At 42.6% G+C, this 25,299-nt stretch carries 23 protein-coding genes; 9 read left to right on the top strand and 14 right to left on the bottom strand.

What is annotated here, in order from left to right:
• Nucleotides 1-74: 74 nt before the first annotated feature.
• Nucleotides 75-269 carry a cold-shock protein gene (locus FG28_RS07420; RefSeq protein WP_036381438.1) on the top strand — a complete coding sequence of 65 codons (195 nt, stop codon included), beginning with the start codon at nt 75-77 and terminating at the stop codon, nt 267-269.
• 54 nt (nt 270-323) lie between these two features.
• Here FG28_RS07420 and FG28_RS07415 read toward each other — a convergent pair whose 3' ends face one another.
• Nucleotides 324-773, bottom strand: a complete 450-nt coding sequence (locus FG28_RS07415; RefSeq protein WP_036381436.1) for a nucleoside deaminase — start codon at nt 771-773, stop codon at nt 324-326.
• An 83-nt stretch (nt 774-856) separates the two neighbouring features.
• On the opposite strand from FG28_RS07415, the gene dxs reads away from it, so the two are divergent.
• A complete protein-coding gene (gene dxs / locus FG28_RS07410) occupies nt 857-2,635 on the top strand; it encodes a 1-deoxy-D-xylulose-5-phosphate synthase (RefSeq protein WP_036381433.1) in 1,779 nt (592 codons plus the stop codon).
• Nucleotides 2,626-3,690, top strand: a complete 1,065-nt coding sequence (locus FG28_RS07405; RefSeq protein ID WP_036381430.1) for a DUF3078 domain-containing protein — start codon at nt 2,626-2,628, stop codon at nt 3,688-3,690. The genes dxs and FG28_RS07405 overlap by 10 nt, the downstream gene beginning before the upstream one ends.
• Here FG28_RS07405 and dgt read toward each other — a convergent pair.
• Nucleotides 3,687-5,045, bottom strand: a complete 1,359-nt coding sequence (dgt, locus tag FG28_RS07400) for a dGTP triphosphohydrolase (protein ID WP_036381427.1) — start codon at nt 5,043-5,045, stop codon at nt 3,687-3,689. The two genes, FG28_RS07405 and dgt, sit on opposite strands and share 4 nt — an antisense overlap.
• A gap of 330 nt (nt 5,046-5,375) precedes the next feature.
• Between dgt and FG28_RS07395 the strand changes: the two genes are divergently transcribed.
• From FG28_RS07395 to FG28_RS07385, 3 genes are all read left to right on the top strand, one after another.
• Nucleotides 5,376-6,587, top strand: coding sequence for a porin (locus FG28_RS07395; protein ID WP_081894246.1), 1,212 nt, complete (start codon nt 5,376-5,378; stop codon nt 6,585-6,587).
• Nucleotides 6,588-6,660: 73 nt separating this feature from the next.
• Complete coding sequence (locus FG28_RS07390; RefSeq protein ID WP_036381421.1) at nt 6,661-8,943, top strand: inorganic phosphate transporter; 2,283 nt, start codon at nt 6,661-6,663, stop codon at nt 8,941-8,943.
• Entirely contained in the window at nt 8,933-9,670 is a 738-nt protein-coding gene (locus FG28_RS07385) for a DUF6503 family protein (protein ID WP_231562607.1), read from the top strand. The genes FG28_RS07390 and FG28_RS07385 overlap by 11 nt, the downstream gene beginning before the upstream one ends.
• Before the next feature lie 14 nt (nt 9,671-9,684).
• On the opposite strand, the gene nadD is transcribed toward FG28_RS07385, so the two are convergent.
• From nadD to FG28_RS07355, 6 genes are all read right to left on the bottom strand, one after another.
• Nucleotides 9,685-10,269 carry a nicotinate (nicotinamide) nucleotide adenylyltransferase gene (gene nadD / locus FG28_RS07380; RefSeq protein WP_036381415.1) on the bottom strand — a complete coding sequence of 195 codons (585 nt, stop codon included), beginning with the start codon at nt 10,267-10,269 and terminating at the stop codon, nt 9,685-9,687.
• Nucleotides 10,270-10,273: 4 nt separating this feature from the next.
• A complete protein-coding gene (gmk, locus tag FG28_RS07375; RefSeq protein WP_036381412.1) occupies nt 10,274-10,873 on the bottom strand; it encodes a guanylate kinase in 600 nt (199 codons plus the stop codon).
• The gene (locus FG28_RS07370) at nt 10,870-11,727 is read right to left on the bottom strand and encodes a YicC/YloC family endoribonuclease (protein ID WP_036381409.1); all 858 of its coding nucleotides are present in this window, start codon (nt 11,725-11,727) and stop codon (nt 10,870-10,872) included. The genes gmk and FG28_RS07370 overlap by 4 nt, the downstream gene beginning before the upstream one ends.
• An 85-nt stretch (nt 11,728-11,812) precedes the next feature.
• Entirely contained in the window at nt 11,813-12,571 is a 759-nt protein-coding gene (locus FG28_RS07365) for a DUF1080 domain-containing protein (RefSeq protein ID WP_036381406.1), read from the bottom strand.
• Nucleotide 12,572: 1 nt separating this feature from the next.
• The gene (locus tag FG28_RS07360) at nt 12,573-13,322 is read right to left on the bottom strand and encodes a DUF1080 domain-containing protein (protein WP_036381403.1); all 750 of its coding nucleotides are present in this window, start codon (nt 13,320-13,322) and stop codon (nt 12,573-12,575) included.
• The gene (locus tag FG28_RS07355; protein ID WP_036381400.1) at nt 13,319-14,371 is read right to left on the bottom strand and encodes a sugar phosphate isomerase/epimerase; all 1,053 of its coding nucleotides are present in this window, start codon (nt 14,369-14,371) and stop codon (nt 13,319-13,321) included. Before FG28_RS07355 ends, FG28_RS07360 begins: the two co-directional genes overlap by 4 nt.
• Nucleotides 14,372-14,529: 158 nt before the next feature.
• On the opposite strand from FG28_RS07355, the gene FG28_RS07350 reads away from it, so the two are divergent.
• A complete protein-coding gene (locus FG28_RS07350; protein WP_036381397.1) occupies nt 14,530-14,994 on the top strand; it encodes an ASCH domain-containing protein in 465 nt (154 codons plus the stop codon).
• Between the two features lie 52 nt (nt 14,995-15,046).
• Here FG28_RS07350 and FG28_RS07345 read toward each other — a convergent pair whose 3' ends face one another.
• From FG28_RS07345 to FG28_RS07325, 5 genes are read right to left on the bottom strand one after another with little or no spacing between them, the layout of a single operon-like run.
• On the bottom strand, nt 15,047-16,183 hold the full coding sequence (locus FG28_RS07345; RefSeq protein WP_036381395.1) for a Gfo/Idh/MocA family protein: 1,137 nt from the start codon (nt 16,181-16,183) through the stop codon (nt 15,047-15,049).
• A 30-nt stretch (nt 16,184-16,213) separates the two neighbouring features.
• Nucleotides 16,214-17,386 carry a sugar MFS transporter gene (locus FG28_RS07340; RefSeq protein ID WP_036381393.1) on the bottom strand — a complete coding sequence of 391 codons (1,173 nt, stop codon included), beginning with the start codon at nt 17,384-17,386 and terminating at the stop codon, nt 16,214-16,216.
• A 22-nt stretch (nt 17,387-17,408) separates the two neighbouring features.
• Nucleotides 17,409-18,638, bottom strand: a complete 1,230-nt coding sequence (locus FG28_RS07335) for a nucleoside permease (RefSeq protein ID WP_036381390.1) — start codon at nt 18,636-18,638, stop codon at nt 17,409-17,411.
• Between the two features lie 7 nt (nt 18,639-18,645).
• Nucleotides 18,646-19,089 (bottom strand): DinB family protein, encoded by a 444-nt coding sequence (locus FG28_RS07330; RefSeq protein WP_036381387.1) that lies wholly within the window; start codon nt 19,087-19,089, stop codon nt 18,646-18,648.
• A 25-nt stretch (nt 19,090-19,114) separates the two neighbouring features.
• A complete protein-coding gene (locus FG28_RS07325) occupies nt 19,115-20,110 on the bottom strand; it encodes a sugar phosphate isomerase/epimerase (RefSeq protein WP_036381384.1) in 996 nt (331 codons plus the stop codon).
• 136 nt (nt 20,111-20,246) lie between these two features.
• Here FG28_RS07325 and FG28_RS07320 point away from each other — a divergent pair, with 136 nt between their 5' ends.
• On the top strand, nt 20,247-21,965 hold the full coding sequence (locus tag FG28_RS07320; protein ID WP_036381381.1) for a GMC oxidoreductase: 1,719 nt from the start codon (nt 20,247-20,249) through the stop codon (nt 21,963-21,965).
• On the top strand, nt 21,965-22,618 hold the full coding sequence (locus tag FG28_RS07315) for a gluconate 2-dehydrogenase subunit 3 family protein (protein ID WP_036381378.1): 654 nt from the start codon (nt 21,965-21,967) through the stop codon (nt 22,616-22,618). Before FG28_RS07320 ends, FG28_RS07315 begins: the two co-directional genes overlap by 1 nt.
• Nucleotides 22,619-22,732: 114 nt before the next feature.
• Here FG28_RS07315 and FG28_RS07310 read toward each other — a convergent pair whose 3' ends face one another.
• Nucleotides 22,733-25,204 carry a ribonucleoside-diphosphate reductase subunit alpha gene (locus tag FG28_RS07310; RefSeq protein ID WP_036381374.1) on the bottom strand — a complete coding sequence of 824 codons (2,472 nt, stop codon included), beginning with the start codon at nt 25,202-25,204 and terminating at the stop codon, nt 22,733-22,735.
• Nucleotides 25,205-25,299: the final 95 nt, after the last annotated feature.

The following is a 25,299-nucleotide window of genomic DNA, read 5'->3' as shown; positions in this document are numbered from 1 at the left end:
AAGATTTAATACTATATTCACCCAAAGCGTCATAAAAAAGTATACTTTAGTATTTTAACAAATTATTTTTTTTAATGACCGGTACAGTAAAATTTTTTAATGGATCCAAAGGTTATGGGTTCATTACCAACGACGAAACAGGAAAAGACATCTTTGTTCATGTAACCGCATTGAACGGAGTGGAATTGAACGAAGGCGACAAAGTAGAATACGTAGAAGAAGAAGGAAGAAAAGGAAGAGTTGCTGCCCAAGTGCAGGTAATCGGATAACAATATTTTATTTTGATTTTGACCAACCCTCGGCTTTATCCGGGGGTTTTTTATTTAGTTCAAGTTTCTACGCTGTATAAAGAACCGCTTCAATAATTCCGCAGCCTCATTTTCCAAAACTCCCCCTACAATCTCTGTTTTTGGATGTAAATGTCCGCCCATCACACTAAAGCCACGTTCCAAATCCGCCGCCCCGTACACTACTCTGGAAATCTGGCTCCAATATAAGGCGCCCGCACACATTTGGCAGGGCTCCAGCGTAACATAAAGTGTGCACCCCTGAAGGTACTTTCCACCTAAAAAATTGGCCGCCGCCGTAATGGCCTGCATTTCGGCATGGGCCGTAACATCCTTTAATAACTCGGTAAGATTATGGGCCCTCCCAATAATTCGGTTATTCACAACAATGACCGCCCCAACGGGCACTTCGCCATTCTCAAAGGCAATTTCGGCCTCTTGCAGGGCCTTCTTCATAAAATAAGTGTCGTCAAACGGATTTTTCACAATTATTTGTAAAGATTTTTTGAGATGGCTAAGCTACACATAAAATAATTTTACCGATTATAGGTACTTTTGTTTTTTAATCATTGGAAAAGCTTTTAACACATATCAGTTCCCCGAAAGACCTCAAAAAACTATCGTTGGATGAGTTGCCCAAACTTGCCCAAGAACTTCGGGAGTTTATCATTGACATTGTATCTACCAAAGAGGGGCACTTGGGAGCCAGTTTAGGGGTTGTGGAACTCACCATTGCCCTGCATTATGTTTTTGATGCTTCCGAGGATAAACTCATTTGGGATGTGGGCCACCAAGCCTATGGCCATAAAATCTTAACGGGCAGAAAAGAGATTTTTGACACCAACCGACAATTGGGAGGCATTAGCGGTTTTCCAAAAAGAAGCGAAAGCGAATATGACGACTTTGGAACCGGACATAGTTCAACGGCCATATCGGCTATTTTGGGAATGGCCATGGCCTCAAAATTAAATGGGGAACTTTCCAAACAACATATAGCCGTTGTGGGTGATGCCTCCATCGCCAGCGGAATGGCCTTTGAAGGGCTTAACCATCTTGGGGTTACGGATGTGAACGCCCTTATTGTCCTTAACGACAACGCCATTGGTATTGACCCCAGTGTGGGCGCCCTAAAAAAATATCTTACCAATGTAAAAAAAGGTACTGCCAAGGATGAAAATATTTTTGAGTGCTTAAACCTGAAGTATTCGGGACCTATGGACGGGCATGATGTAAAAGCTTTGGTCAGTGAATTGCAACGATTGAAACATGTAGAAGGTCCCAAACTTCTTCATGTTATTACCACCAAGGGAAAAGGACTTAAGAAAGCAGAGGAAGACCAAGTTATCTACCATGCACCGGGCAAATTTGATAAAGTTACGGGGGAGCGGCTCAAAAAAAGCCAAGTGGCAGAACCGCCAAAATACCAAGATGTGTTTGGGCTTACTTTGGTGGAACTTGCTGAAAAAAACAAAAAAATAGTGGGTATCACTCCTGCCATGCCCACAGGAAGTTCCTTAAAATATATGATGGACAAAATGCCCGATCGCGCATTTGATGTGGGTATTGCCGAGCAACACGCTGTTACTTTAGCAGCTGGAATGGCAACACAGGGACTTGTCCCTTTTTGCAATATCTATTCCACCTTTTTGCAGCGGGCCTATGATCAAGTAATCCACGATGTGGCCCTACAAAACCTTCCGGTTATCTTTTGTTTGGATCGCGCCGGCTTGGTAGGCCAGGACGGACCAACTCATCACGGGGTTTTTGATATGGCCTATTTGCGATGCATCCCCAACCTTACCCTATTCGCTCCCATGAATGAAATGGAACTCAGAAATATCATGTACACTGCCCAAATGGGATTGAAAGGACCCATTGCCATCAGATATCCAAGAGGACGTGGGGTGACTTTGGATTGGAAAAATAATTTTGAGCTTATTGAAATAGGCACTGCTCGTTGTTTGCGTAAAGGCTCCAAAATAGCCATCCTTACCATGGGCCATATTGGAAATGAAATTGTTCGGGTATTGGAAACTTTAGATAACCCTGAAGCCATTGGCCATTTTGATATGCGTTTTGTTAAACCTTTGGATAAAGAAACCCTCCGCGTCATTTTTAAAAAATACGATCACATCATTACGGTGGAAGATGGCTGCAAAATAGGTGGCTTTGGTTCTGCGGTGCTCGAATTTGCTAATGAGGAGCAATGGACAAAAACCGTTAAAATTTTTGGCATTCAAGATCAGTTTGTTGAACAGGGAACAATACCCGAGACACACCAACTGGCTGGTATAGATTTTGATAACCTACATTCCTATATAAAATCAACCTTAGACCAATGCGATTAAACTTTTTACTAATTCTGTTCTTTGCCGTTTTGCTATCAGCCAAGGCACAAGTTGCCCCTTATAAGGTGTTTGAGCTTAAATCTGATAGTACAGATTATGTTTTTAAGGTGATACGCATTAAAGATGTTAAACTAAAGTATGTGACAAGGGGAGCAAAACTCACCGACCCCAGAGCTGTTTTAAACCGCATAAGACCAGTACGAAAGTGGTATAGGCGTTTTGAGCCGACCTCATTTTGGGAGAAGACCAATGAATTTGGATTGAACATCAACGAGGTTTCTTTTGTGAATTGGAATGCAGGGGGCGATAACTCTGTTTCGGCCTTGGCAAGTATGCGATTTAAGCGTAATTATAAGTTTAGATACTTAAATTGGAACAATGAAGCCATATTTAGATATGGGCTCAACGCGCAGGAAGGCCGGAAACTTAGAAAAACAGATGATCAAATAAGGCTTTCATCCACCATAAGTTTTAGAAAGGATACCCTTACCAATTGGTATTATTCCGTCAAGACCAATTTCAATACACAGTTTTCCAATGGTTTTAAATACCCAGATAGGGACAATCCCATTTCCAGGTTTATGTCCCCAGGATATCTTTTTGTTGGTATGGGTACATCATATATTCCTCCAGAAGACAAGTTCAACCTATATATTTCCCCTGCCACCATGAAATCCACCTTTGTTTTGGATGAAGCCCTTTCAAATCAGGGTTCTTTCGGTGTAGAAGAAGGTGAACAGCTGTTCTTGGAACTTGGTTTTCTTGTTACCAACACTTGGGAAAAAGAAATTATACGGAACGTATTCATGAACCACAGAATAAACCTGTACACGGATTACATTAGAAGTTTTGGAAATATTGATGTGGACTGGGAGATGAACTTCAACCTAAAGGTCAATGACCACATCAACGCCAATATTGGCACACACCTTATCTATGATGATGACATTAAGTTTGACGAAGTGGTGGCAGATGATGGCACGGTGGTAGACCCTGGAATACCAAGAATTCAATTTAAGCAATTATTGGGCGTGGGGCTGCTCTTCAGTTTCTAGATTTTCCGCCCCGTTAATTTATCATGGATGTGCACCGCAGCACTGTCCGATAAACTGGCCACAAAACAACTGGTGTCCAACAAGATTTTGTAGATCGAGGTGTCCGCATTCCTGTAATTTTCGGGCAAGCTTTTGATCAGCAAGCGATCATAATTACTGGCATTCCCTTCTTTAGTATTGATCAATGCCGTAGTGTAGATGTCCAGCAAATCTGAAATTATTCGATAACCTGCCAACTCTTTATCCACCACCTCTGTGGATTGATATATTTTTTCAACGCTAAGTTTTATGATATCCTCTACCTGCGCCTGATACTTTCCTTTGTCCAATAAAGCTGAATCAAATTCCCCTTTAAGAATTTTCGTTTCGTTCTGCACAAAGACATCAACGGCGTCCCTAATCAAGGTGTTGATGGCCAATGCCCGCAAATAGCTCAATCGGTCACTGGAATGGGTCATGGCATTGTACTTTTTGGTGTTGATGTTTTCCCGCACCAAATTGATCAAGTACTCCAATGCATATTCCTCTGGAATAAGTCCCAAATTAATCCCGTCCTCAAAATCTATGATGGTGTAACAAATATCATCCGCAGCTTCCACCAAATAGGTCAAGGGGTGCCTAAAAAATCCATTCCCGGGATTGGAGGGGTTGGGTGCCAAGCCTATTTCTTCCACAACTTCCCTAAAGAAATCCTTTTCCGATTGAAAAAAACCAAATTTTTTATCCGCTATGTGCTTGGATGGTTTTTTAGGCAATGAAGCCTTAGGGTATTTCATAAAAGCGCCTAACGTGGCGTAGCTCAACCGTAGCCCTCCGGGAACCCCTTCCCTAGCCTCGGTCAACAATTTGAATCCATTGGCATTTCCCTCAAAATCCACCAAATCTTGGTATTCCTCTGGGGATAGTGATGCTTTGTAGCTTTTACCGTTTCCTTGTTTGTAATAATTGCCAATGGCCTTTTCCCCGCTATGGCCAAAAGGAGGATTGCCAATATCATGGGCCAGGGCCGCAGCGGCCACTATGGCCCCAAAATCGTTGAAGTGATAGCCATGGACATCAGCCAAATACGGATATTTGGACAAAATTTGTTGTCCAGCAGTCCTTCCCAAACTCCGGCCCACAACGGAAACCTCTAAACTGTGGGTAAGCCTGGTGTGCACAAAATCCTTGTTGGAACCTACGCTTATGGGCATGGGTACCACTTGGGTCTTGTCTTGAAGGCTTCTAAATGCCGAGGAAAAAATGATGCGGTCATAATCCACCTCAAAGCCCAAACGGGTCTCTTCCTGTTCCTTGCGGAGCCGTTTATAGGTGTCTCCTTGTCGTTTTAAGGAAAGTAGCTGTTCCCATTCCATTCGCAGTCAATTTGAAGCGCAATATACGATCAACCTTTATCAACTCAAAAGAAAGAAAGAGTATCACCGCTATCTTCCACAATATTAGAAGTTTTAATGATTACTTAAACTTAACATTACGGTTAAGAAATATCCAGCAACCACTTTTGGGGTCTATTTAAGGATTTCTTTACGGATATTAGTTTTTGTCGACTATTCTTCGAAATCCTAGGGGCTACCTTTTCAGGTAGCCCTTTTTTTTTGTCGATAATACTTCCTTAAAATAACATAAAAGAAACGTTATCTTAACATTGGATGCTGTTCTTTGCGGCGACAAAAACTAGTACCGTAATGAATTTCAAAAAGTTAGCCCTTTATGGGTTTTTCTTTATTTTTCTTTGTGTGCCTTTTTCTTATTCACAGGAACTTCAAACTTCAACTTTTGGCAACGGCTTACTGAACCTTATTGGCAAGGACAGTACTTGGTCTGCAAAGGTAGGAGCAAGAATGCAACTTTTATCCATTTCAAGCTGGAGCAAGGATGATGAAGGGTATGGAAATCCAGAGCAAAACTTCTTGGTCCGTAGGGCACGATTAAAATTTGATGGTTTCGTCCATTCACCAAAATTGCAATACAAAATTGAGATTGGGCTCTCCAACCGCGATGTTTCGGGGGGGTCCCAGTTCACCAGAAATACACCCAGATATATTTTGGACGCGGTGGTTAAATGGAACTTCTATCAAAATTTTGTACTCTGGTTTGGACAAACCAAACTACCGGGCAATATAGAAAGGGTCATTTCATCCGCAAATTTGCAACAGGTAGACCGCTCCCTACTCAATAGTAGGTTCAACATTGATCGCGACATGGGGTTTCAGTTAAGGCACCATTTTATATTGGGCAAGAAGATGTTGGTACGGGAAAAATTTGCCTTCTCACAAGGCGAGGGCAGAAATATTACCGAAGGCAATCTGGGCGGTCACCAATATACCACCCGATTGGAATTACTGCCATTTGGCAAGTTTGCTTCAAAAGGGGATTACGTTGGGGCCGACCTTCAAAGGGAAAAAACCGTGAAACTGATGCTCGGTGCTACCTATGATATTAACAAAGATGCCGTGAAAACCAGAAGTAATATGGGCAGTTATATGTTCAATGATGTGGGGCTGTACCAAACAGATATATCCACTGCATTTGTAGATTTTATGTTGAAATACAATGGATTCTCATTTATGGGCGAATACGCCAATCGTGATGCGGACAGTCCCATTGCACTAAATTCGGATGGCACCGAAACCGGGGATGTGGTACAGGTTGGTAATGGGCTAAACCTGCAAACCGGATATCTTTTTAAAAATAATTGGGAGGTTTCCGGACGGTTTACAAATATTCACTTAAATGAAGCGATAACAGGAAAGGAACGTGAACAACAATATACTTTGGGAGTTTCAAAATATATGGTAGGACATAAATTAAAGGTGCAAACCGATTTAAGTTACTTAACTTTAAACAATGGCGTTGATGAATTGATGTGGCGTTTACAAATGGAGGTTCACCTTTAAAAGATAACCTTAACATAACTTATGCATTGGTCATTATCAAGATATTTGAACAATTTTTTCTGAAGTATTAACTATGGATAATATTTACCTCGTAATAATGGTTGCCCTGGCAGTTTTGGCCATTACCGATTTGGTCGTAGGTGTCAGCAATGATGCCGTAAATTTCCTTAATTCTGCACTGGGATCAAAAGCTATTTCCTTTAAAACTATAATGATAGTGGCCAGTATTGGTATTGCCTTGGGTGCAATGTCATCCAGTGGTATGATGGAAGTGGCCCGAAAAGGTATTTTTAACCCTTCTGAATTCGTTTTTGCAGAGATCATGATCATTTTCATGGCCGTAATGATAACAGATGTACTGCTGTTGGATTTTTTCAACACACTGGGCATGCCCACCTCCACTACGGTTTCCATCGTTTTTGAATTATTGGGAGCGGCCGTGGCCATGGCGTTGATAAAGGTTTCTGGCACCGGAGGTGGATTTGAAGCCTTGGGAAGCTATATCAATACAGGCAAGGCCACCGAAATTATTTTGGGAATCTTGCTGTCCGTCGCCATTGCATTTACTATTGGGGCGGTTGTTCAATTTTTATCCCGACTATTGATTTCCTTCCGGTTCAATGAGCAACCCAAATGGATTGGTTCCGTTTTTGGTGGATTAGCCATTACCGCAATCATCCATTTTATCTTGGTAAAAGGATTAAAGAGTGCCAACTTGTTTGATGGAGCGCTAACCGAGATTGCCAACACACAACCTGAGCTTTTTTTACTGGGTAATTTTATCTTTTGGGTGATTGTTTCTTTGGTACTTACCACCACTTTTAAACTTAACATCTATAAAATCATCATTACTTTGGGAACATTTGCATTGGCCATGGCCTTTGCTGGCAACGATTTGGTAAACTTTATAGGTGTGCCCATTGCTGCATGGCAATCCTTTCAGGATTGGCAGGCTTCTGGCGTGGCAGCTTCTGAATATTCCATGAGTGGACTGACTGCGGCTGTTCACACGCCCACTTATTTACTGTTGATTTCTGGAATCGTGATGATCATAACCCTTTGGTTGTCCACCAAGGCACGTTACGTAACTGAAACTGAAATCAACCTTGCCCGTGAAGGGGAAGGGGAAGAACGCTTTCAACCCAATTTTCTTTCACGCCAAATTGTAAAGTTCTCAATGACAGCATTTGACAGTTTGGGCAATGCCGTTCCGAATGGACTTAGGAGTCGGGTTTTGGGAAGACTCACCAAACCCAACCAATATGTTCCAAAAGGCAAGGTACAGGATTTACCAGCTTTTGATATGGTAAGGGCTTCTGTTAACCTAATGGTGGCCAGTGTACTTATTTCTGTGGCCACATCCATGAAATTACCTTTGTCCACCACCTACGTCACTTTTATGGTAGCTATGGGAAGTTCGTTGGCTGATAGGGCATGGGGTTCGGAAAGTGCCGTATACCGGGTAGCCGGTGTACTCAATGTAATCGGAGGTTGGTTCTTTACGGCCATTTCCGCTTTTGTAGCTGCCGCCACTATTGCGTATTTACTTCACATTGGCGGTTTTATAGCTCTTCTGGCACTTTTGTTCTTTGCCGGGGTTCTTTTGGTCAGAAATTATTTGAGCCATACCCGTAAAAAAGTGGAAACCAAGGTTGAGGACATTTTAAGAAAGGCCGAGAGTAGTTCCATACAAGGGGTCATTGAAGAAAGTGCCACTAACATCGCCAGCGTTGTAAAAAGAAGCAATAAGATATATACCGGTGCCATCAATGGACTGGCCAAGCACGATCTTGAAGCCTTGAAAAAGAACAACAAGGGGATTAAAAAGCTGTCCAAGGAAGTGGATGGTCTCAAAAACAACCTGTATTACTTCATCAAAAATTTGGATGAATCCAGTGTGGGAGGGGCCAGTAATTTTTATATCACCTTATTGGGCGTTCTCCAGGATTTTACCCAATCCTTGGAGTACATTTCCAAAGTAAGCTATACCCATGTGCGCAATAATCACAAAAAGTTGAAGTACAACCAAATTAAAGAGCTTAAGGATCTAGACCATCTTCTGGAGGGTTTGTTCGGCAAGACCACTGAAACTTTCAGTAAAAAATCTTTTGAGAATATTGCCAGCATCTTAAATGACAAGGACCAATATTTTGATTTGATTTCGGACAAAGTGGAAAAACAGGTGGCCCGGACCAGAACCGAAGAAACCAGTCCAAAGAATACCACGTTGTACTTTTCATTGCTCACGGAGAGCAAGGATATGGTAAAAGCCACCATAAAACTATTGGAGCTCTATTATTCTGAGCATGACAGTACCGTGGAGCCCGCGCGTATAGAGAAGCAGAATGACAAGTAGATTGCTTACTTTTGTTTCTATGCGCTACTTTATTTTATTGTTGGCCCTATGCCTTGGCAACCTTTCACTGGCCCAGGGTATTACCGCCGAACAGCTTTTGGACAAAACCATTGCGTTTCACGACCCGAACGGGAATTGGAAAACCTTTGATGGCGAGTTCAAGGTACTTATGAGAAGTCCCAACTCCAGTGACCGGTTGAGTACCATTGCCATTAATATTCCAAAACAACAGTTCAATCTCTTGGTGAAGAAGGATGGTGATTCCTATACTTATACCTTTGACAAAGGAAACTGTTCAACAACACTCAATGGCTCGACGGAAATAAGTGAAGAACATCGAAAGAACTACAGGCTCACTTGTGAGCGTGGAGAGATGATGAAAAACTATTACACCTACCTCTATGGACTCCCCATGAAACTGAAGGACCCTGGAACCCTTTTGGAGGATAAAGTGCAAAAGAAGACCTTTAAAGGAAAGGAATATTTGGTGTTGAAGGTCTCTTACGATAAGAATGTGGGCAGCGACGTCTGGTATTTCTATTTTGACCCGAATACCTATGCCATGGAAGTGTATCAATTTTACCATGACGAAAGCAAAAATGATGGGGAATACATCCTTTTGGAAGGCTTGGAGGAAATAAACGGTATTAAAATGCCCAAAACACGGGCGTGGTACATGAACAAGGACAACAAATACTTGGGAACTGATATTTTGACGAAGTCTTAGTCAAAAGAACTTACCTACCTATAAAAATTCATTTCATCCATATATTTCCAAACGGTATAAGGAAGTAAAGGTCTTATGTTTTTCCCCTTTTTATGTTCCTCTCGAATAAATGTGGATGAAATCTCCATTATGGGTGCGTTGACCTTAGCAATTTTTGGATGACCCTCGAACCGGTGTTCTATTTTTCCCTCAGAAATTCTGGGATACACATATATGGAATAATGTTCCAAGATGGTTTCATAATTTTTCCACTTGTGGAAACTTTTCAGGTTATCCTCTCCCATAATCAGTGAAAATTGATGGCCTTTCCCATAGCTCTCATCCAAGTGCACCAAGGTGTTAATGGTATAATTGGGCTGCGGTAGATCAAACTCAATCTTACTGGGCTTTAATTTGGGGTAATCCTGTACCGCCTCAAACACCATTTGGTAGCGATGATGGTCGTCCAACAAAGATTGTTTGGTCTTGAAAGGGCTTTGTGGGGTAATAACAAACCAAACTTCATCCAAATCTGAGAATTCCACCAGATGATTGGCTATCACCAAATGGCCAATGTGAATAGGGTTGAATGTTCCAAAGAAGAGCCCTACCTTTTTCATGGTGCTAATCTTCTTTTGAGTCCGGGGTTTTGGTGCCAACGAAATCGGCCACCAAGGCGTGGGCTTCCTTTAGGGCGACATCCAAATCATAGTTTTTAATGATTTTATCGAACTGGGGAGCCGTGGCCAATTCCACGGATGCTTTTGCAATTCGCATGTTGATTTTATCGTCGCTTTCGGTGCTGCGCTTCTTCAACCGGATTTTTAACTCATCCACACTGGGCGGTTTCACAAAAACGGCCAAAGTCTCCTCTGGAAACTTCTTTTTGATTCGGAGCCCCCCGGAAACATCAATATCAAAAATCACATTTTTTCCTTCGGCCCAAAGGCGTTCCACCTCACTTTTTAGGGTGCCATAAAAGTTATCGCGATACACTTCTTCCCACTCCAGAAAATCGCCCTGTTTAATGTGCTTTTTAAACTCGGAAATGGACATAAAGTAATAGTTTACCCCATTCTTTTCCTTTCCCCTTCGCGGTCTGGAAGTGGCCGAAATGGAAAAGGCCAGATTCAGTTCGGGCTGGTCCAGCAAATACTTGACAATGGTAGTTTTTCCACTACCCGAAGGTGCCGAAAAAATAATAAGTTTACCACCCTTTGTCATAGTACATTGAGCATTTGTTCCTTGATTTTTTCCAATTCATCCTTCATCTGCACCACCAATTGCTGCATGGGCGCGTAATTGGCTTTTGAACCGATGGTATTGATCTCCCGACCTATTTCCTGGGCAATGAACCCTAATTTTTTCCCATTGGAGTCATCGGATTTCAAGGTGGTTTCAAAATAATTCAAGTGATTGGCCAAGCGTACTTTCTCTTCAGTAACATCGTACTTCTCCAAATAGTAGATCAACTCCTGTTCAAACCGGTTTTCATCCAGTTCAACCTTAAGATCGGCCACGGCCTTTTCCAAGCGTTCCCGTACTGTGGCCAAACGTTCTGGGTCCATGGCATTGACCTCATCGAGCAGCGAGGTCAATTTTTTCAGGCGTTCTACAAAATCCTGCTCCAACACCTTCCCCTCTTCGCTCCTAAATGCTGATATTTCAGAAAGGGCCTGTTTCATAGACTCTTTTATGGCCTCATACTCGGTTTCATCAATATCGTCCTTGTCTGTTTTAAGGGTGTCGGGCATACGTAATGCCAATTCAAGCAACTTTAAGTCATCGCCTTTGGCAATTTGTGCCAATTGTTCCATGTAATTTTTAACCACACCCTTATTGACCTCGGCTGTGGTTTCTTCTCCCGTAATCTCCACATAAAGCCCCAAGTCCACCTTGCCGCGCACCAGCACATCAGCTATCATTTTACGAAGCTCCAATTCCTTTTCGCGATACGATTGTGGAATTCTGGCATTGATATCCAAACTTTTACTGTTGAGGGATTTGAGCTCTACAGTAATTTTCTTGGATGGAAGCTGCGCCACATGCTTCCCAAAACCGGTCATGGATTGAATCATATAGAAATAGATATTTAGCCAAAGGTAACCAAAATAGCTTTTGGCCCCTTGACCTTCATGAAAGTGGAATTATAAGGCTAGAAAATTAATCCAGTTCCCGTACCCAAATGTTTCTAAAGCTTACCCGACTGTTATCGCCATGGTCTTGAAGTCGAAGCGGTCCATCTCCATGAATCGGGTTCTTGGGCCAACCAATGTAGGGTGTTGTCCCTTTGATTTCCACATGATCCTGGATAAGCACACCATTATGAATCACCGTAAGCGTTCCGGACTTGATTTTTTGACCTTTCTCAAACACGGGCGCATGATAAATGATATCATAGGTGTTCCACTCCCCTGTTGGAACTGAAGCCATCGCCAATGGGGTGTGTTGTTTGTAAATGGAGCCAACCTGACCGTTCACGTAAGTGTCATTATTATTGTTGTCCAAAACTTGTACTTCGTACAATCCCGAAAGAAAGACACCGCTATTGCCCCTACTTTGATTTTCACCCTGTATTTCGGCAGGGGACTTCCATTCAATATGAAGTTGAATACTGCCAAAATTTTGTTTGGTCTGGATGTCTCCGGTTCTGTTTTTTACCGTCATGCTACCATCCTTGTTCACCGTCCATTTGGCGGAAGTACTATCGTTTGTACTAATCCATTGATCCAAATCAGTTCCATCAAAAAGAACAATGGCATCGCTAGGTGGTGCGCCATCTTTTCCTGGCGTTACAACAGGTACAACAGGTTCATAGAACTCGGTTTGTTCCGGTTTGGTGGGTTCTTCCTCTAGTTGGGCAAAACCATTAGCGGCGATCAATACCAACAAAACCAATAGAATACTTCTTAGCTTTTGCATCTTATAATTCTTTTATCTTAATATTTCTGTAACCGATTACAATGGGTTCCCCATGGTGTTGTAACGCGATTTTTCCTGTTTTAAAATTGCCGAACCCTTCCCAGTCGGCAAACTTGGATTTGGAGACCATTTCTTCCCAAGCTTCTCCATTTACTGGAAATTCAGCAACTGTGTTGTCGTTCAAAACTACACTGCCCTCGTTGGTTTCATGATTTATGGCAATCACCATACGATTCCACTCCCCAACTGATTTTACGGCAGTCGAATCCGTAGGAATCATGTCGTACAAAGCACCTGCCTGGCGGGTTGGACCGTTTTTTCCGTCGGGGTGACCAATATTATCCAAAACTTGAATTTCTGGGCCCGTATTATAGGGTTCTCCATACTTTTCATCTTCCACCACACCCCACATGACCCCACTGTTGGCTCCTTCGGTCACCATCCACTCTAAGGAAAGTTCAAAGTTGGTGTATTCCTCATCGGTGACAAGGTTATAGTGTTTCCCATCGGATTCATCCAAAGAAGGATCAAAAATCATGGCGCCATCTTCCAACTTCCAGGGTGCACCTACCTCTCCACCGTTGTAAATATGCCATCCGTCAAACGATGAACCATCAAACAAAACAGTCCATTCCGGTTCTTGAACAATCTCCATTTCCTCTTGTTCCGTTTCTTCAGATGCATTTTCCTTGGACTTTTCTTTGCAGGCGAAAACCAAGATTAAAACAGTCAATAAAATTGATTTTCTCATAGTCCCAGTATGTTTTTGAGTTTTTCTGAATCAATGTCGGCCCCAGCAAAATCATCAAAGGTTTTTTGGGTGGCCTCTATAATATGATCCTGAATGAACTTGGCGCCTTCACGTGCTCCCTGTTCTGGACTTTTAATACAACATTCCCATTCCATCACGGCCCAAACATCGCATCCGTATTGGGTTAATTTGGAGAAAATGGTCTTAAAGTCGATTTGACCATCACCCAACGAACGGTAACGTCCGGCTCTGTCGCCCCAATCGTTATAGCCTCCAAAGGCACCTTTCTTCCCAGTGGGGTTAAACTCGGAATCCTTCACGTGGAACGATTTGATGAACTCATGGTAAAAATCGATGTACTCAATGTAATCCAATTGTTGAAGAACGAAGTGACTTGGGTCGTAAAGAATGTTTACCCTTTTGTGATTGCCGGTAGCTTTTAAAAAGCGCTCAAAGGTATCCCCATCGTGAAGATCCTCTCCCGGGTGGATTTCGTAGCATACATCCACACCTTCTTCATCAAAATGGTTCAGGATGGGCATCCATCTTTTGGCCAACTCCTCAAAACCCATTTCCACCAATCCTGGTGGTCTTTGGGGCCAAGGGTGCATGGTATGCCAAAGTAAGGCGCCAGAAAATGTGGCATGGGCATTTAATCCCAATCTTCTACTTGCGGTTGCAGCCTTTTTTACAGTATCAATGGCCCATTGGGTCCGCTCTTTGGGTTTTCCATGAAGTGCTTCCGGTGCAAAATTGTCAAACATGATGTCATAGGCTGGATGGACTGCTACCAATTGTCCCTGTAAGTGTGTGGACAATTCTGTGATCTCAAGGCCATAGGAGTTTATTTTTCCCTTGAGTTCGTCACAGTAATCCTGACTTTCTGCAGCTTTGTCCAAATCGATGAGGAACGATTCCCATGTTGGTATTTGAATTCCTTTATAGCCAAGGCCAGAGGCCCATTTGCATAATCCGTCCAAAGAATTGAACGGAGGTTGACTGTCTACAAATTGTGCCAAAAATACAGCCGGTCCTTTGATAGTTTTCATTTAATTTGGTTTTATGAATCGACAAATCCGCAAAATTTTGCGATTTATCCTCTATATTTAAAAAATTTCTATGATATTTTTATTCCCCATGTAGAAAACATAAATATAGGAATTCGCCAACAATTAAAGCAACATAAAGTTTTTTAAAATACCTGCTTATGGAAAATGCATCTGCCCGGAATCTGTGGGGCGACTTTTTGGACGCCCATTTGGAGTTTGCTTCAAAAGATGCTCCCAAAGTCATTCGTTTTTACGATAGTGAAGAAGATGCGAATGCCTGTGTCGATTTAATTTGTAAAGAAACCAAAAGAGCGGTTTCCCATTCCCTGATGGGGTTGCAACAACGAAAGGAGCCATTGCCTAAAATCGGAGAGTTTTCCGTGGTTACCGATTGGGAGGGAAATGCCAAGTGCATTATACGGACCTCTTCGGTAAAATTGGTGCCATTTTTTGCCGTTCGTGAAGAACAGGCCCGATTGGAAGGTGAGGGCGATAAAAGCCTGGAGTATTGGAAAAAGAAACATTGGTCCTATTTCTCCCGTGAACTTGCCGAATTTGGTAAGATTCCCCGAGAAAGTATGATCGTGGTGTTTCAGGGAATTGAACTGCTTTTTAAACGATAAAAAAATGGCCGCTAGTTGCGGCCATTTTTCTTTTGTATCAAGGTAAAATGCATCAATCCATGTCTACCCAAACGTTGCCTTGCTTGTGCGAGGCCACCGTACTTTCAATGAAATTAAGTCCTCGGACACCATCCAGCATGGTAGGGAATTCCCCATCATTATACTTTTCTCCCCGAATCGCCCTTGCAGCCCCCAGATAGATATTGGCCATGGCATCAAAGATACCTTCCGGGTGTCCGGGAGGCAACTTGGTACCATCCAAGGAAAGTTCAGAGTTATAGGCATGTCCTGGCTTGTAGATCTGTACAGGCTCTGTATCGCTCATTTTATAGAGGAAATTGGGTTTTTCCTGCTCCCATCTAAAAGCACCTTTTTCACCATAAATGGCAATGGCCAGACCATTTTCCTCACCAGTGGCCACCTGACTTGCCCTGATTACCCCTTTTACATTCTTGTCCATACGAATGAGGACGGTTCCATCCACATCCATAACATTGTCATCATACATGTAGTTGAAATCGCATAACAGGGATTTTATCTGAAGTCCAGTGGTAAACTCGATCATATTAAAGGCGTGCACCCCAATATCTCCCATACAAGAACTGATTCCCGCTTTTTTGGGGTCCAATCGCCAGACGGAAGACCGTTTTTCCTTATCGTGGATAATGGCATTGATCCATCCTTGGTAATATCTAGCATCCACTTTGTGAATCTTGCCCAAGGCTCCTGCCTTGATCATTTCCCGCATTTGACGCACCATGGGGTAACCGGTATACGTATGCGTCACAGCGAACACCTTTCCGGATTTGGCCAAAAGATCCTGTAAAATCTTGGCTTCTTCGTAAGTGGTGGTCATTGGCTTTTCACAAATGACGTGAAACCCTTTCTCCAATAGTTTTTTCGCCATTGGAAAATGCAGGAAGTTTGGTGTTAAGATGGAACAAACCTGAATTCGCTCATCTTCAGGAAGCTTTAATTCCTCTTCTACCAATGTATCAAAATCCTTATAGATACGGTTGGTTGGAACATCAATCTCCTTTGCAAAATTTATGTTGTCCTCAAAATTTGGGTTGAAGACCGCCCCTACGATTTCATAGTTGTCATTAATGAAGGAGGCTACTCTGTGCAATACTCCAATGAGGGAGTCTCCGCCGCCTCCAAGAATTCCAAGTCTGATTTTTTTTGGCATAAATCTTAATTTTTACTCTATTATTGAAACTTACTCTTCTGTCTGAACTTTTTTTCCTCGCATAAATATATACAATCCAATAAAGGCCACAATCAATATGGCAGGTAAGGCTGACATAGTACGAAGAGCTTCATGTGCACTGGCGTTATCCATAAGGTTCCCCATGATGGGTAGTACTATCGATACAGAAAGCATTCCGGCCGCTCCCATTATGGACAATCCCAAAGCACCGGTTTCTGGCAGGTATTCTGCAACAAAACCGAGCATGGTCGGCCAGAAAAAAGTGACCCCTATTGCAAATACCCCTGCGGCCAAAAATGTTGCAGAGCCACTTGTTATGGTCAACAACCAAAGGCCTATAAATGTAAATATTGCAGAAAAGAGGAGCATACCTGACGGTTGTAATTTATGAATGACCTGACCTGCGAAAGCTCTACCCAAGGCCATAATTCCGTTGATAAAGACAAGCACCAATAGTGGTATGGTACCTGATTCCTTTAACAAGGATTCTATACGTTGTGTGGTACCCAATTCTGATGCGGCCGTAAGCATCATACAAAGTACCATAAAAATGAAGAGGGGCTTACCAATACTTGATAGCATTTTGTTATTGGTAACCCCAAGGGCCACACGTTCGGTAACCGGAAATTTTTGTCCAAAAAATAGTATCGCATAGATAATCAATGGGATAAATAGCGTACCTACCATTATTTGCCAGCTAAGACCCATTACATCCATGACCAGCCATCCTACAACGCCTCCTATTGCAATGCCGCCAGGAAACCACACGTGGAAACGGTTCAACATTTTGGTCTTGCTTTTAGGATACATTGATGCAATCATAGGATTCAGTGCCGCCTCAACAAAACCATTACCAATGCCTACAAACAAAGTGGCGATGAAAAGTGAGGTCATATCATTGGCCAAAATAGTCCAGACAATACCAATAGCATGGGTAATGAATGCAATCCATGTGATTTTTTTAATTCCCAAAAAATCTACCAAAGGGCCGCCCAAAAGCATTGCCAAGGTAAATCCCCAAAAGGCAGGAGTAAAGGCATAGCCTATTTGTTCCAGGGTAAGTCCAACCCCTTCGGGTCCAAAAACGGTCTCCAGTCGTGCTCTTATGGCAAAAGTCATTGCTGTTACCAACAAGGCTACACAGGATGCTATAAAAAGTCTATTCTTGTTTACTTGTTCCATTAGGTCTAATTTATTCAGTTAATTATTGTTTGTATGATACTTTTTCGTTTTTAAAGAAAATCAGGAAAATAAGGGCCACGCCCAGCGCAAAAATAGCAGGGAAGCTCCATATTTTTGTCCAACTGTGTTGGTTTTCTCCTATTATGTTGGCATCCGTAATTTGTCCGGCCACCCAAAATCCTATCAGCATACCCACACCATAAGTGGCCAAAGTAATGAGCCCTTGCGCTGCACTTTTGTATTTGTCGCCAGCCTTTGAATCGGTATAAATTTGACCTGATACAAAGAAAAAGTCGTAGCAAATACCGTGGAGTGCAATGCCTATCAGTAGCATAAAGGCCATTTCACCGGCATTGCCATAGGCAAACAACAAATATCGTATAGTCCAGGCCAACATCCCAGCCATAATTGTCTTTTTAAATCCAAATTTTGTGAAAAAATAAGGTAACAGCAGCATAAAAAGCACTTCGGAGGCTTGGCCGATGGTCATTTTCCCGGTGGGATTATCCATTCCGATTTCAGATAAGAAGGGGTTGGCGTTTTGGTAATAAAATGCCAATGGAATACAGATCAAGACTGAAGAAATAAAGAAAATCAAGAAGTTTCTATCCTTCAACAGTTTCAAGGCATCAAGCCCCAACATTTCAGAAATGCTTACTTTCTCATTTCTGTCCACTCTGGGAGGGGTCTTGGGCAGGGTAAAACTGAACAATCCCAATACGGCGGATGCCAAAGCTACCATTAGGAAGGTGTTCTTTAACATTCCGGATTGTATCCCTTCGGGAGAATCCCAAAGAAACACGTAGCTGATTACAAGTCCAGCCACAATCCAGCCAATGGTACCAAAAACCCGAATGGGGGAAAACTCTTTTGCAGGGTCTTTCATTTGATTGAAGGAAATAGAGTTCACTAGAGCAAGTGTAGGCATATACAGAATCATATAGCCCAACACATACGGATAGAAAAGCGCAAACTCTGTAGTTTGGTACATTTGATACATCAGCAAGGCTCCCATGAGATGGAGCATACCCAAAATTCGTTCCGCATTAAAGTATCTGTCCGCAATCAATCCAATAATAAAAGGGGCAATAATGGCTCCCCAAGACTGGGTTGAAAATGCTTGTGCCATTTGACCACCAGTAGCATTCAAATTGTTTCCCAGAAAGGTACCCAAAGTCACAAACCAACCTCCCCAAATGAAGAACTCCAAGAACATCATAAACGAAAGCTGGAACTTTATTTTTGCGCCCATAGAGAGATTACCTTTTATAAAATATATAGTCCAAAGGTTCTGGAGTGATACCGGAATCCCTTAAATCCATTAAAATTTGACCACGGTGGTGGGTAGAATGGTTCACTACGTGAAAAAGGATATCCTTTAGTTCGTTGCCAAAGGTTCTCCCCTGGCTGTTTTCGTATTCCACCCTTTTGTAAAGGTCATCCGCATTGGTAATGATCTCAAACGAAGTCCTTTGGTTTTCATAGTGGATGTCCTCCCAGTTTTCAAAGGGATGTTCCTGCCAAACCGTATACGTTGTTGGTGCCCCCAAAATCCGTTGGTTCCATATATGATGGGCATTTAAGATATGACTAAAAAGGCGTGCACAGTTCTCCGGGATTTTATCCTGGGAACCACACTGTGCAATCAATTTTTTGTTGCAGTAGAAATTATAGTCGAAGAGTTGTTGTAAAAATCCCTTCATAGAGCCTTTAACTTATTGAGGTGGGTCAAAGAAGTTCTTCCAATAATCTTTTTGTGGCCAATATACCTTCTTCCTCGCTCAGTTCGTTCCCTTCATATTCAACATCAATAAATCCCGTATAACCCGAATCTTTAACAATCTTGATCATTCTGGCAAAGTCGATGGTGGTCTCCTTGCCTTCTTCATCAAAACCATAGGATTTGGCACTGACCCCTTTGGCATAGGGCATCAATTCCTCAACTCCTTTGTATCGATCATATTCCTCAACACATTTGGATTCGTAATAATCCCCTGCCTCCCTTTTGATGCAGAAATTGCCAAAATCTGGCAATGTACCACAATTCTCCATACCCACTTGTTCAATGACTTCTGCCAACAATGCTGCGTTTGATGAAGGGCCACCATGGTTTTCAACAATTACATTGATATTCTTGTCTTTGGCATAGGTAGCCAATTGCGTAAGTCCATCAATGGAAGCTGGTACCCATACCTCAGGGTCTTGGGTTCCATTTAAATTCACTCGAATTGAGTGACAGCCCAAAGCTGCAGCAGCATCAACCCATTTGTGGTGGTTTTCTGCGGCTTCTTTACGTTCATTCTCATCTTCTGCCGCCAAATCTCCCTGTCCATCTACCATGATCAGTAGGTTCTCAAGACCATATTTCTCACTCTCGGCCTTGCTTTTTTCAACAAAAGTTTTCATGGCAGCTTCCGAAAAATTGTCCTTTTCCAACTCGGGATAATACAACTGGCTTACGTACTCCAATCCTTCAAAACCCCATTCGTTGGCCATTTCGGCAAACTTGTAGGGATCAACCCCATCTTCTCTGATCATTCTGTTGATGGACCATTGGGCCAAGGAAAGTTTATAGGAAGGTTCTGTTGTTTCAGCCACAACTTCCTCGGACGCTTGATTATCAGAGGTTTCTTTTTTCTGATTCTGCTTGCAGGAATAAAATGCTGACACTAAAATTACCATTACGGCCAAAAAGCCGTTTTGAAAAACATTCTTTTTGTTCATAAATTCAAACTATCGATTTTCTTATAGAATCCAAAAACTACAACGTTATAGTAGAGAATTCTCAATAAACATAGGGATTAAATGTAGAAAATTAATTTAATAATTAATACATTTAGCAAATAAACAATCCGAATAAATGAGTAAATTTTATTACAACGAGGAGCAGGAATCATATGATGCCATTGTAGTAGGAACAGGCATTAGTGGTGGTTGGGCTGCAAAGGAGCTATGTGAGAACGGCCTAAAGACCCTCGTCTTGGAACGTGGTCCCATGGTAAAACACAGAGAAGACTATCCTACAGCTAATTCAGACCCTTGGGATTTCCCCCATAATGGTGAATTGCCAAGAGAAAAAGCGGCCAGACAAGAAAAACAGGCCAGAACTGGATATACGGTGAAAGCACCACACAATTTTTGGTTTGTGGATGATATTGACCATCCTTATAATGAAACAAAACGATTTGATTGGATGCGCGGCTACCATGTAGGTGGACGTTCCATTATGTGGGGTCGTCATAGCTACCGCTGGAGTGATATTGATTTTGGTGCCAATAAAAATGATGGTATTGCCGTGGATTGGCCAGTTCGCTATAAAGATATTGCCCCTTGGTATGACAAGGTTGAGAGTTATATTGGAGTTACCGGTGAAACTTTGGGACTCCCCCAACTTCCGGATGGTATTTTTGAACCCATGATGGAACTCAACTGTGTGGAGAACCATGTAAAGGAAAAAGTGGCCGAGCATTTTGATGGTCGCGTGATTACTGCAGGAAGAGTGGCCCACATCAATAGTGACAAACAATTTGATGGTGACGGACGTGTGCGTTGCCAGTTTAGGAACCGTTGTATCAGAGGATGTCCTTTTGGAGCCTACTTCAGTAGCGTTTCCTCTACCTTACCTGCTGCGGAAAGAACCGGGAATATGACATTGCGCCCAGATTCCATTGTTCATGAAGTAATTTATGATCCAAATACCAAAAAAGCAACTGGGGTAAAAGTCATTGACCGTGAGACCAAAGAAGAATTTGAGTTCAAGGCCAAGGTAATTTTCCTTTGCGCCTCTGCCCTAGCTTCAACTTCCATATTGATGCAATCCAAATCTGATCGCTTTGAAAATGGATTGGGTAACGACTCCGACCAATTGGGAAGAAACATCATGGACCATCATTTAGGTGTTGGTGCTTCAGGTAAGTTTGATGGCTTTGACGACAAATATTATAAGGGAAGAAAACCCAATGGGGTCTATGTTCCTCGATTTAGAAACTTGGGTGGTAGTTCCAATACCGACAGGTTTATTAGAGGGTATGGCTATCAAGGTGGTGCCGGAAGGGACAACTGGGAAGAAACCGTAGCTGAACTTTCGTATGGAAAAGACCTAAAAGAAGCTATTCTTAAACCAGGAGGCTGGTCTTTTGGTATGGGTGGATTTGGCGAGGTGCTACCTTATGAAGATAACCGAATGACGATGGATTATGATAAATTGGATCAATGGGGCTTACCTACGGTTACTTTTGATGCTGAGTTCAAGGAAAACGAGTGGAACATGAGAGAAGACATGAAAGAACAGGCCGTGGAAATGCTTACCAAAGCTGGACTTAGGGATGTTGAACCTTATGATAACCCCGGAGCTTTAGGACTTGGCATCCACGAAATGGGAACCGCTCGTATGGGACGTGATCCAAAAACCTCTGTATTGAATGGGTACAATCAGGTTCATGCCTGTAAAAATGTCTATGTTACTGATGGAGCTTTCATGACATCTGCGAGCTGCGTGAATCCTTCATTGACCTATATGGCATTTACTGCAAGAGCTGCAAACCATGCCGCTCAAGAACTTAAAAAAGGAAATATATAATGGAAAGAAGATCTGCACTTAAAAATATGGGGATGGCCTTTGGATATGCCGTGGCCACTCCAACACTATTGGGATTACTCCAAAGCTGTAAGGATAAACCTGCGTATGCAGAATGGGTGCCTTCCTTTTTGAGCCAAGACCAAGGATATGCACTTGCACAGACCTTGGATATCATCTTACCAAAAACGGATACGCCCTCTGCAACAGAAATGAACCTTCATGTGTTCTTTGATTCTTTTATGGATGAGGTATTACCTAAAGAGCAATTGGATTTTGTAAAGTTGAGAATGGACAAATTTTTTGACAAGGTCCTATCCGATTCTGGCAAACAGTCTTTAACAGATGTGGAAGCTGCCGATATAGAGCCTGTTTTAAAGACATACTTGGCCAAACGCACACCGGAGCAAGAAGAAATCCATACAGAGGCCATTGACAGCTATATGGAAGCTGTAATGAATGGTGGCCAAGGCGATATTGATGATGACATTGCCCGTTTTTCATTTGCCAACGATTTAAGGGATATGGCCATTTTTGCTTATAAAAATTCTGAATATGTAGGGGAAGAGGTATTGGCCTATGCACCTATTCCAGGTGAATACATTCCATGTGACGATGTAACTACATTGACCGACGGCAAAGCTTGGTCACTGTAATTTTGTTCTCCATTTTGAAATGAAAATACCTCGGATGGTTCTAAGTGGGGTGAACGTTCTCCGAGGTACTAATCAATAAACACTATCACACATACTGATAAAGCTCAGTACAAGCTACGATCCGCACATCAAGCAATCATCGTCTGCTTGACCTTCCTTGGCGCGTGCGATCATCTCTTTCATCTCTTCTGGCGTCATAGGTTGTATGTCCACTTCTTGTTGACTGGCATCTGTAGCTTCTACTTTTAAAGCCTCAGCTTTAGTTGCCGATGTTATTTCAGATTCCACCACAACAGCAACAGGCTCTTCTTTCTTTTTGGAATTATCCAAAGTAAATTTAATGGCGTCCACTGCTGCCTTGGTCCTGAGGTAATACATACCTGTTTTGAGACCACTCTTCCAAGCATAGAAATGCATCGATGTAAGCTTGGAATAGTTGGCATTTTCCATAAAGAGGTTCAACGATTGGCTTTGATCTATGAAATAACCCCGTTGACGGCTCATATCAATGATGTCCTTCATACTGAGCTCCCAAACCGTCTTGTAGAGTTCTTTGATTTCCTGCGGAATCACATCGATATGTTGAATGGAACCGTTGGCACGCATCAACTCTTGTTTCAGGTTTTCGTTCCATAGGCCCAATCGGACCAAATCTTCCAAAAGGTGTTTGTTCACTACAATGAACTCTCCAGACAATACCCTACGGGTATAAATGTTGGAAGTATAAGGCTCAAAACATTCATTGTTCCCCAAAATCTGTGACGTGGAAGCAGTTGGCATTGGAGCGACCAACAAAGAGTTCCTGACCCCGTTCTTTTTTACTTCCTTTCTGAGTTTTTCCCAATCCCATCTTCCGGAAAGTTCTTGGTCTTTGATACCCCAAAGATTGTGCTGAAATTCTCCTTTTGAAATGGGCGATCCCTCATAGCTGGAATAGGTTCCTTCCTCCTTGGCCATTTCCATGGAAGCGGTAACCGCAGCATAATATAGGGTCTCAAAAATATCCTGGTTCAATTTTTTGGCCTCATCACTCGTGAAAGGCATGCGCAACATAATGAAAGTATCGGCCAATCCCTGCACCCCCAGACCAATAGGTCGGTGCCTCATGTTGGAGTTTCTGGCTTCTTCCACCGGATAGAAATTACGGTCAATTACCTTGTTCAGGTTTTTGGTCACTCGCTTTGTTACCCGGAAAAGTTCCTTGTGGTCAAATTCCCCATTTTTGATGAACATGGGTAACGCAATGGAGGCTAAGTTACATACCGCCACCTCATCGGGAGAAGTGTATTCCAAGATTTCAGTACACAAATTGGAAGAACGGATGGTACCCAAGTTCTTTTGGTTGCTTTTGCGGTTGGCTGCATCCTTGTAGAGCATATATGGGGTTCCCGTCTCTATCTGTGACTCCAATATTTTCTCCCAAAGATCGCGTGCTTTAATGGTCTTGCGTCCTTTTCCCTCAGCTTCATACTGAGTATACAACTTTTCAAACTCATCACTGTGGTTGCTGAACAGTCCTGGGCATTCATTGGGGCACATCAAGGTCCATTCGCCATCGGCTTCTACCCGTTTCATAAACAAGTCCGGAATCCACATGGCGTAGAACAAATCGCGGGCGCGCATTTCCTCTTTACCGTGGTTTTTCTTCAAATCCAAAAAGTCGAAAATATCAGCATGCCAAGGCTCCACATAAATGGCGAAGCTCCCTTTTCTTTTTCCACCACCTTGGTCCACATAGCGCGCTGTGTCATTATAAACGCGAAGCATGGGCACAATTCCATTTGACGTTCCATTGGTTCCTGCGATGTAGGAACCTGTTGCTCTTATGTTGTGGATTGAAAGTCCAATTCCTCCTGCAGATTGGGAAATTTTGGCGGTTTGCTTCAAGGTGTCGTAGATCCCATCGATACTGTCATCCTTCATCGCAAGCAGGAAACAGGAAGACATCTGTGGTTTTGGTGTTCCTGAGTTGAAGAGTGTGGGTGTAGCATGAGTGAAGAACTTTTTGGACATCAACTCATAAGTCTCTATGGCAGATTCCATGTCATTCAAATGGATACCAACGGCCACACGCATGAGCATGTGCTGGGGACGCTCCGCAATTTTGCCATTGATTTTAAGCAAATAGGAACGTTCCAAGGTTTTAAAACCGAAATAATCGTAGCCAAAATCCCGGTTGTAAATAATGGTAGAATCCAAGGTTTCGGCATTCTCGGAAACCACCTTGTACACCTCATCAGAAAGCAGTGGTGCTTTTTTACCGGTTCTTGGATTCACATATTCGTAGAGGTCCTTCATCGTTTCGGAGAAGGATTTTTTTGTGTTTTTGTGCAGGTTGGAAACGGAGATACGCGCCGCCAATTTTGCATAATCGGGATGGGTAGTGGTCATGGTGGCTGCGATTTCGGCTGCCAAATTATCCAGCTCGGATGTGGTAACCCCATCGTACAATCCCTCAATAACCCGCATGGCCACCTTTACCGGGTCCACCAGGGGATTGAGTCCATAACAAAGTTTTCTAACTCGGGCCGTAATCTTGTCGAACATGATCGGCTCCTTTCTTCCATCTCTTTTTACTACATACATGGCGCTACGAATATTTTAGGGTTATTGTTGGTTCTTATTGAATGTTAAAAATTTAACATTTTGTGTTAAGTGCATGAAAACTTCCGGGGCTATCG

Source organism: Muricauda sp. MAR_2010_75 (assembly GCF_000745185.1).
Classification (GTDB): Bacteria; Bacteroidota; Bacteroidia; order Flavobacteriales; family Flavobacteriaceae; genus Flagellimonas.
Note: the sequence above shows the minus strand (reverse complement) of the source record. Positions and strands in the feature narration are given on the sequence as shown.

What these genes read in the sequence shown, in the direction of transcription:
- FG28_RS07360 (WP_036381403.1), bottom strand. Translation starts at nt 13,322, where the DNA reads ATGAGAAAATCAATTTTATTGACTGTTTTAATCTTGGTTTTCGCCTGC.
- FG28_RS07335 (WP_036381390.1), bottom strand. Translation starts at nt 18,638, where the DNA reads ATGGGCGCAAAAATAAAGTTCCAGCTTTCGTTTATGATGTTCTTGGAG.
- FG28_RS07315 (WP_036381378.1), top strand. Translation starts at nt 21,965, where the DNA reads ATGGAAAGAAGATCTGCACTTAAAAATATGGGGATGGCCTTTGGATAT.
- FG28_RS07365 (WP_036381406.1), bottom strand. Translation starts at nt 12,571, where the DNA reads ATGCAAAAGCTAAGAAGTATTCTATTGGTTTTGTTGGTATTGATCGCC.
- FG28_RS07355 (WP_036381400.1), bottom strand. Translation starts at nt 14,371, where the DNA reads ATGAAAACTATCAAAGGACCGGCTGTATTTTTGGCACAATTTGTAGAC.
- FG28_RS07405 (WP_036381430.1), top strand. Translation starts at nt 2,626, where the DNA reads ATGCGATTAAACTTTTTACTAATTCTGTTCTTTGCCGTTTTGCTATCA.
- FG28_RS07350 (WP_036381397.1), top strand. Translation starts at nt 14,530, where the DNA reads ATGGAAAATGCATCTGCCCGGAATCTGTGGGGCGACTTTTTGGACGCC.
- gmk (WP_036381412.1), bottom strand. Translation starts at nt 10,873, where the DNA reads ATGACAAAGGGTGGTAAACTTATTATTTTTTCGGCACCTTCGGGTAGT.
- FG28_RS07390 (WP_036381421.1), top strand. Translation starts at nt 6,661, where the DNA reads ATGGATAATATTTACCTCGTAATAATGGTTGCCCTGGCAGTTTTGGCC.
- FG28_RS07395 (WP_081894246.1), top strand. Translation starts at nt 5,376, where the DNA reads ATGAATTTCAAAAAGTTAGCCCTTTATGGGTTTTTCTTTATTTTTCTT.
- FG28_RS07385 (WP_231562607.1), top strand. Translation starts at nt 8,933, where the DNA reads ATGACAAGTAGATTGCTTACTTTTGTTTCTATGCGCTACTTTATTTTA.
- FG28_RS07345 (WP_036381395.1), bottom strand. Translation starts at nt 16,183, where the DNA reads ATGCCAAAAAAAATCAGACTTGGAATTCTTGGAGGCGGCGGAGACTCC.
- FG28_RS07420 (WP_036381438.1), top strand. Translation starts at nt 75, where the DNA reads ATGACCGGTACAGTAAAATTTTTTAATGGATCCAAAGGTTATGGGTTC.
- FG28_RS07320 (WP_036381381.1), top strand. Translation starts at nt 20,247, where the DNA reads ATGAGTAAATTTTATTACAACGAGGAGCAGGAATCATATGATGCCATT.
- dgt (WP_036381427.1), bottom strand. Translation starts at nt 5,045, where the DNA reads ATGGAATGGGAACAGCTACTTTCCTTAAAACGACAAGGAGACACCTAT.
- nadD (WP_036381415.1), bottom strand. Translation starts at nt 10,269, where the DNA reads ATGAAAAAGGTAGGGCTCTTCTTTGGAACATTCAACCCTATTCACATT.
- FG28_RS07370 (WP_036381409.1), bottom strand. Translation starts at nt 11,727, where the DNA reads ATGATTCAATCCATGACCGGTTTTGGGAAGCATGTGGCGCAGCTTCCA.
- FG28_RS07340 (WP_036381393.1), bottom strand. Translation starts at nt 17,386, where the DNA reads ATGGAACAAGTAAACAAGAATAGACTTTTTATAGCATCCTGTGTAGCC.
- FG28_RS07325 (WP_036381384.1), bottom strand. Translation starts at nt 20,110, where the DNA reads ATGAACAAAAAGAATGTTTTTCAAAACGGCTTTTTGGCCGTAATGGTA.
- FG28_RS07310 (WP_036381374.1), bottom strand. Translation starts at nt 25,204, where the DNA reads ATGTATGTAGTAAAAAGAGATGGAAGAAAGGAGCCGATCATGTTCGAC.
- FG28_RS07330 (WP_036381387.1), bottom strand. Translation starts at nt 19,089, where the DNA reads ATGAAGGGATTTTTACAACAACTCTTCGACTATAATTTCTACTGCAAC.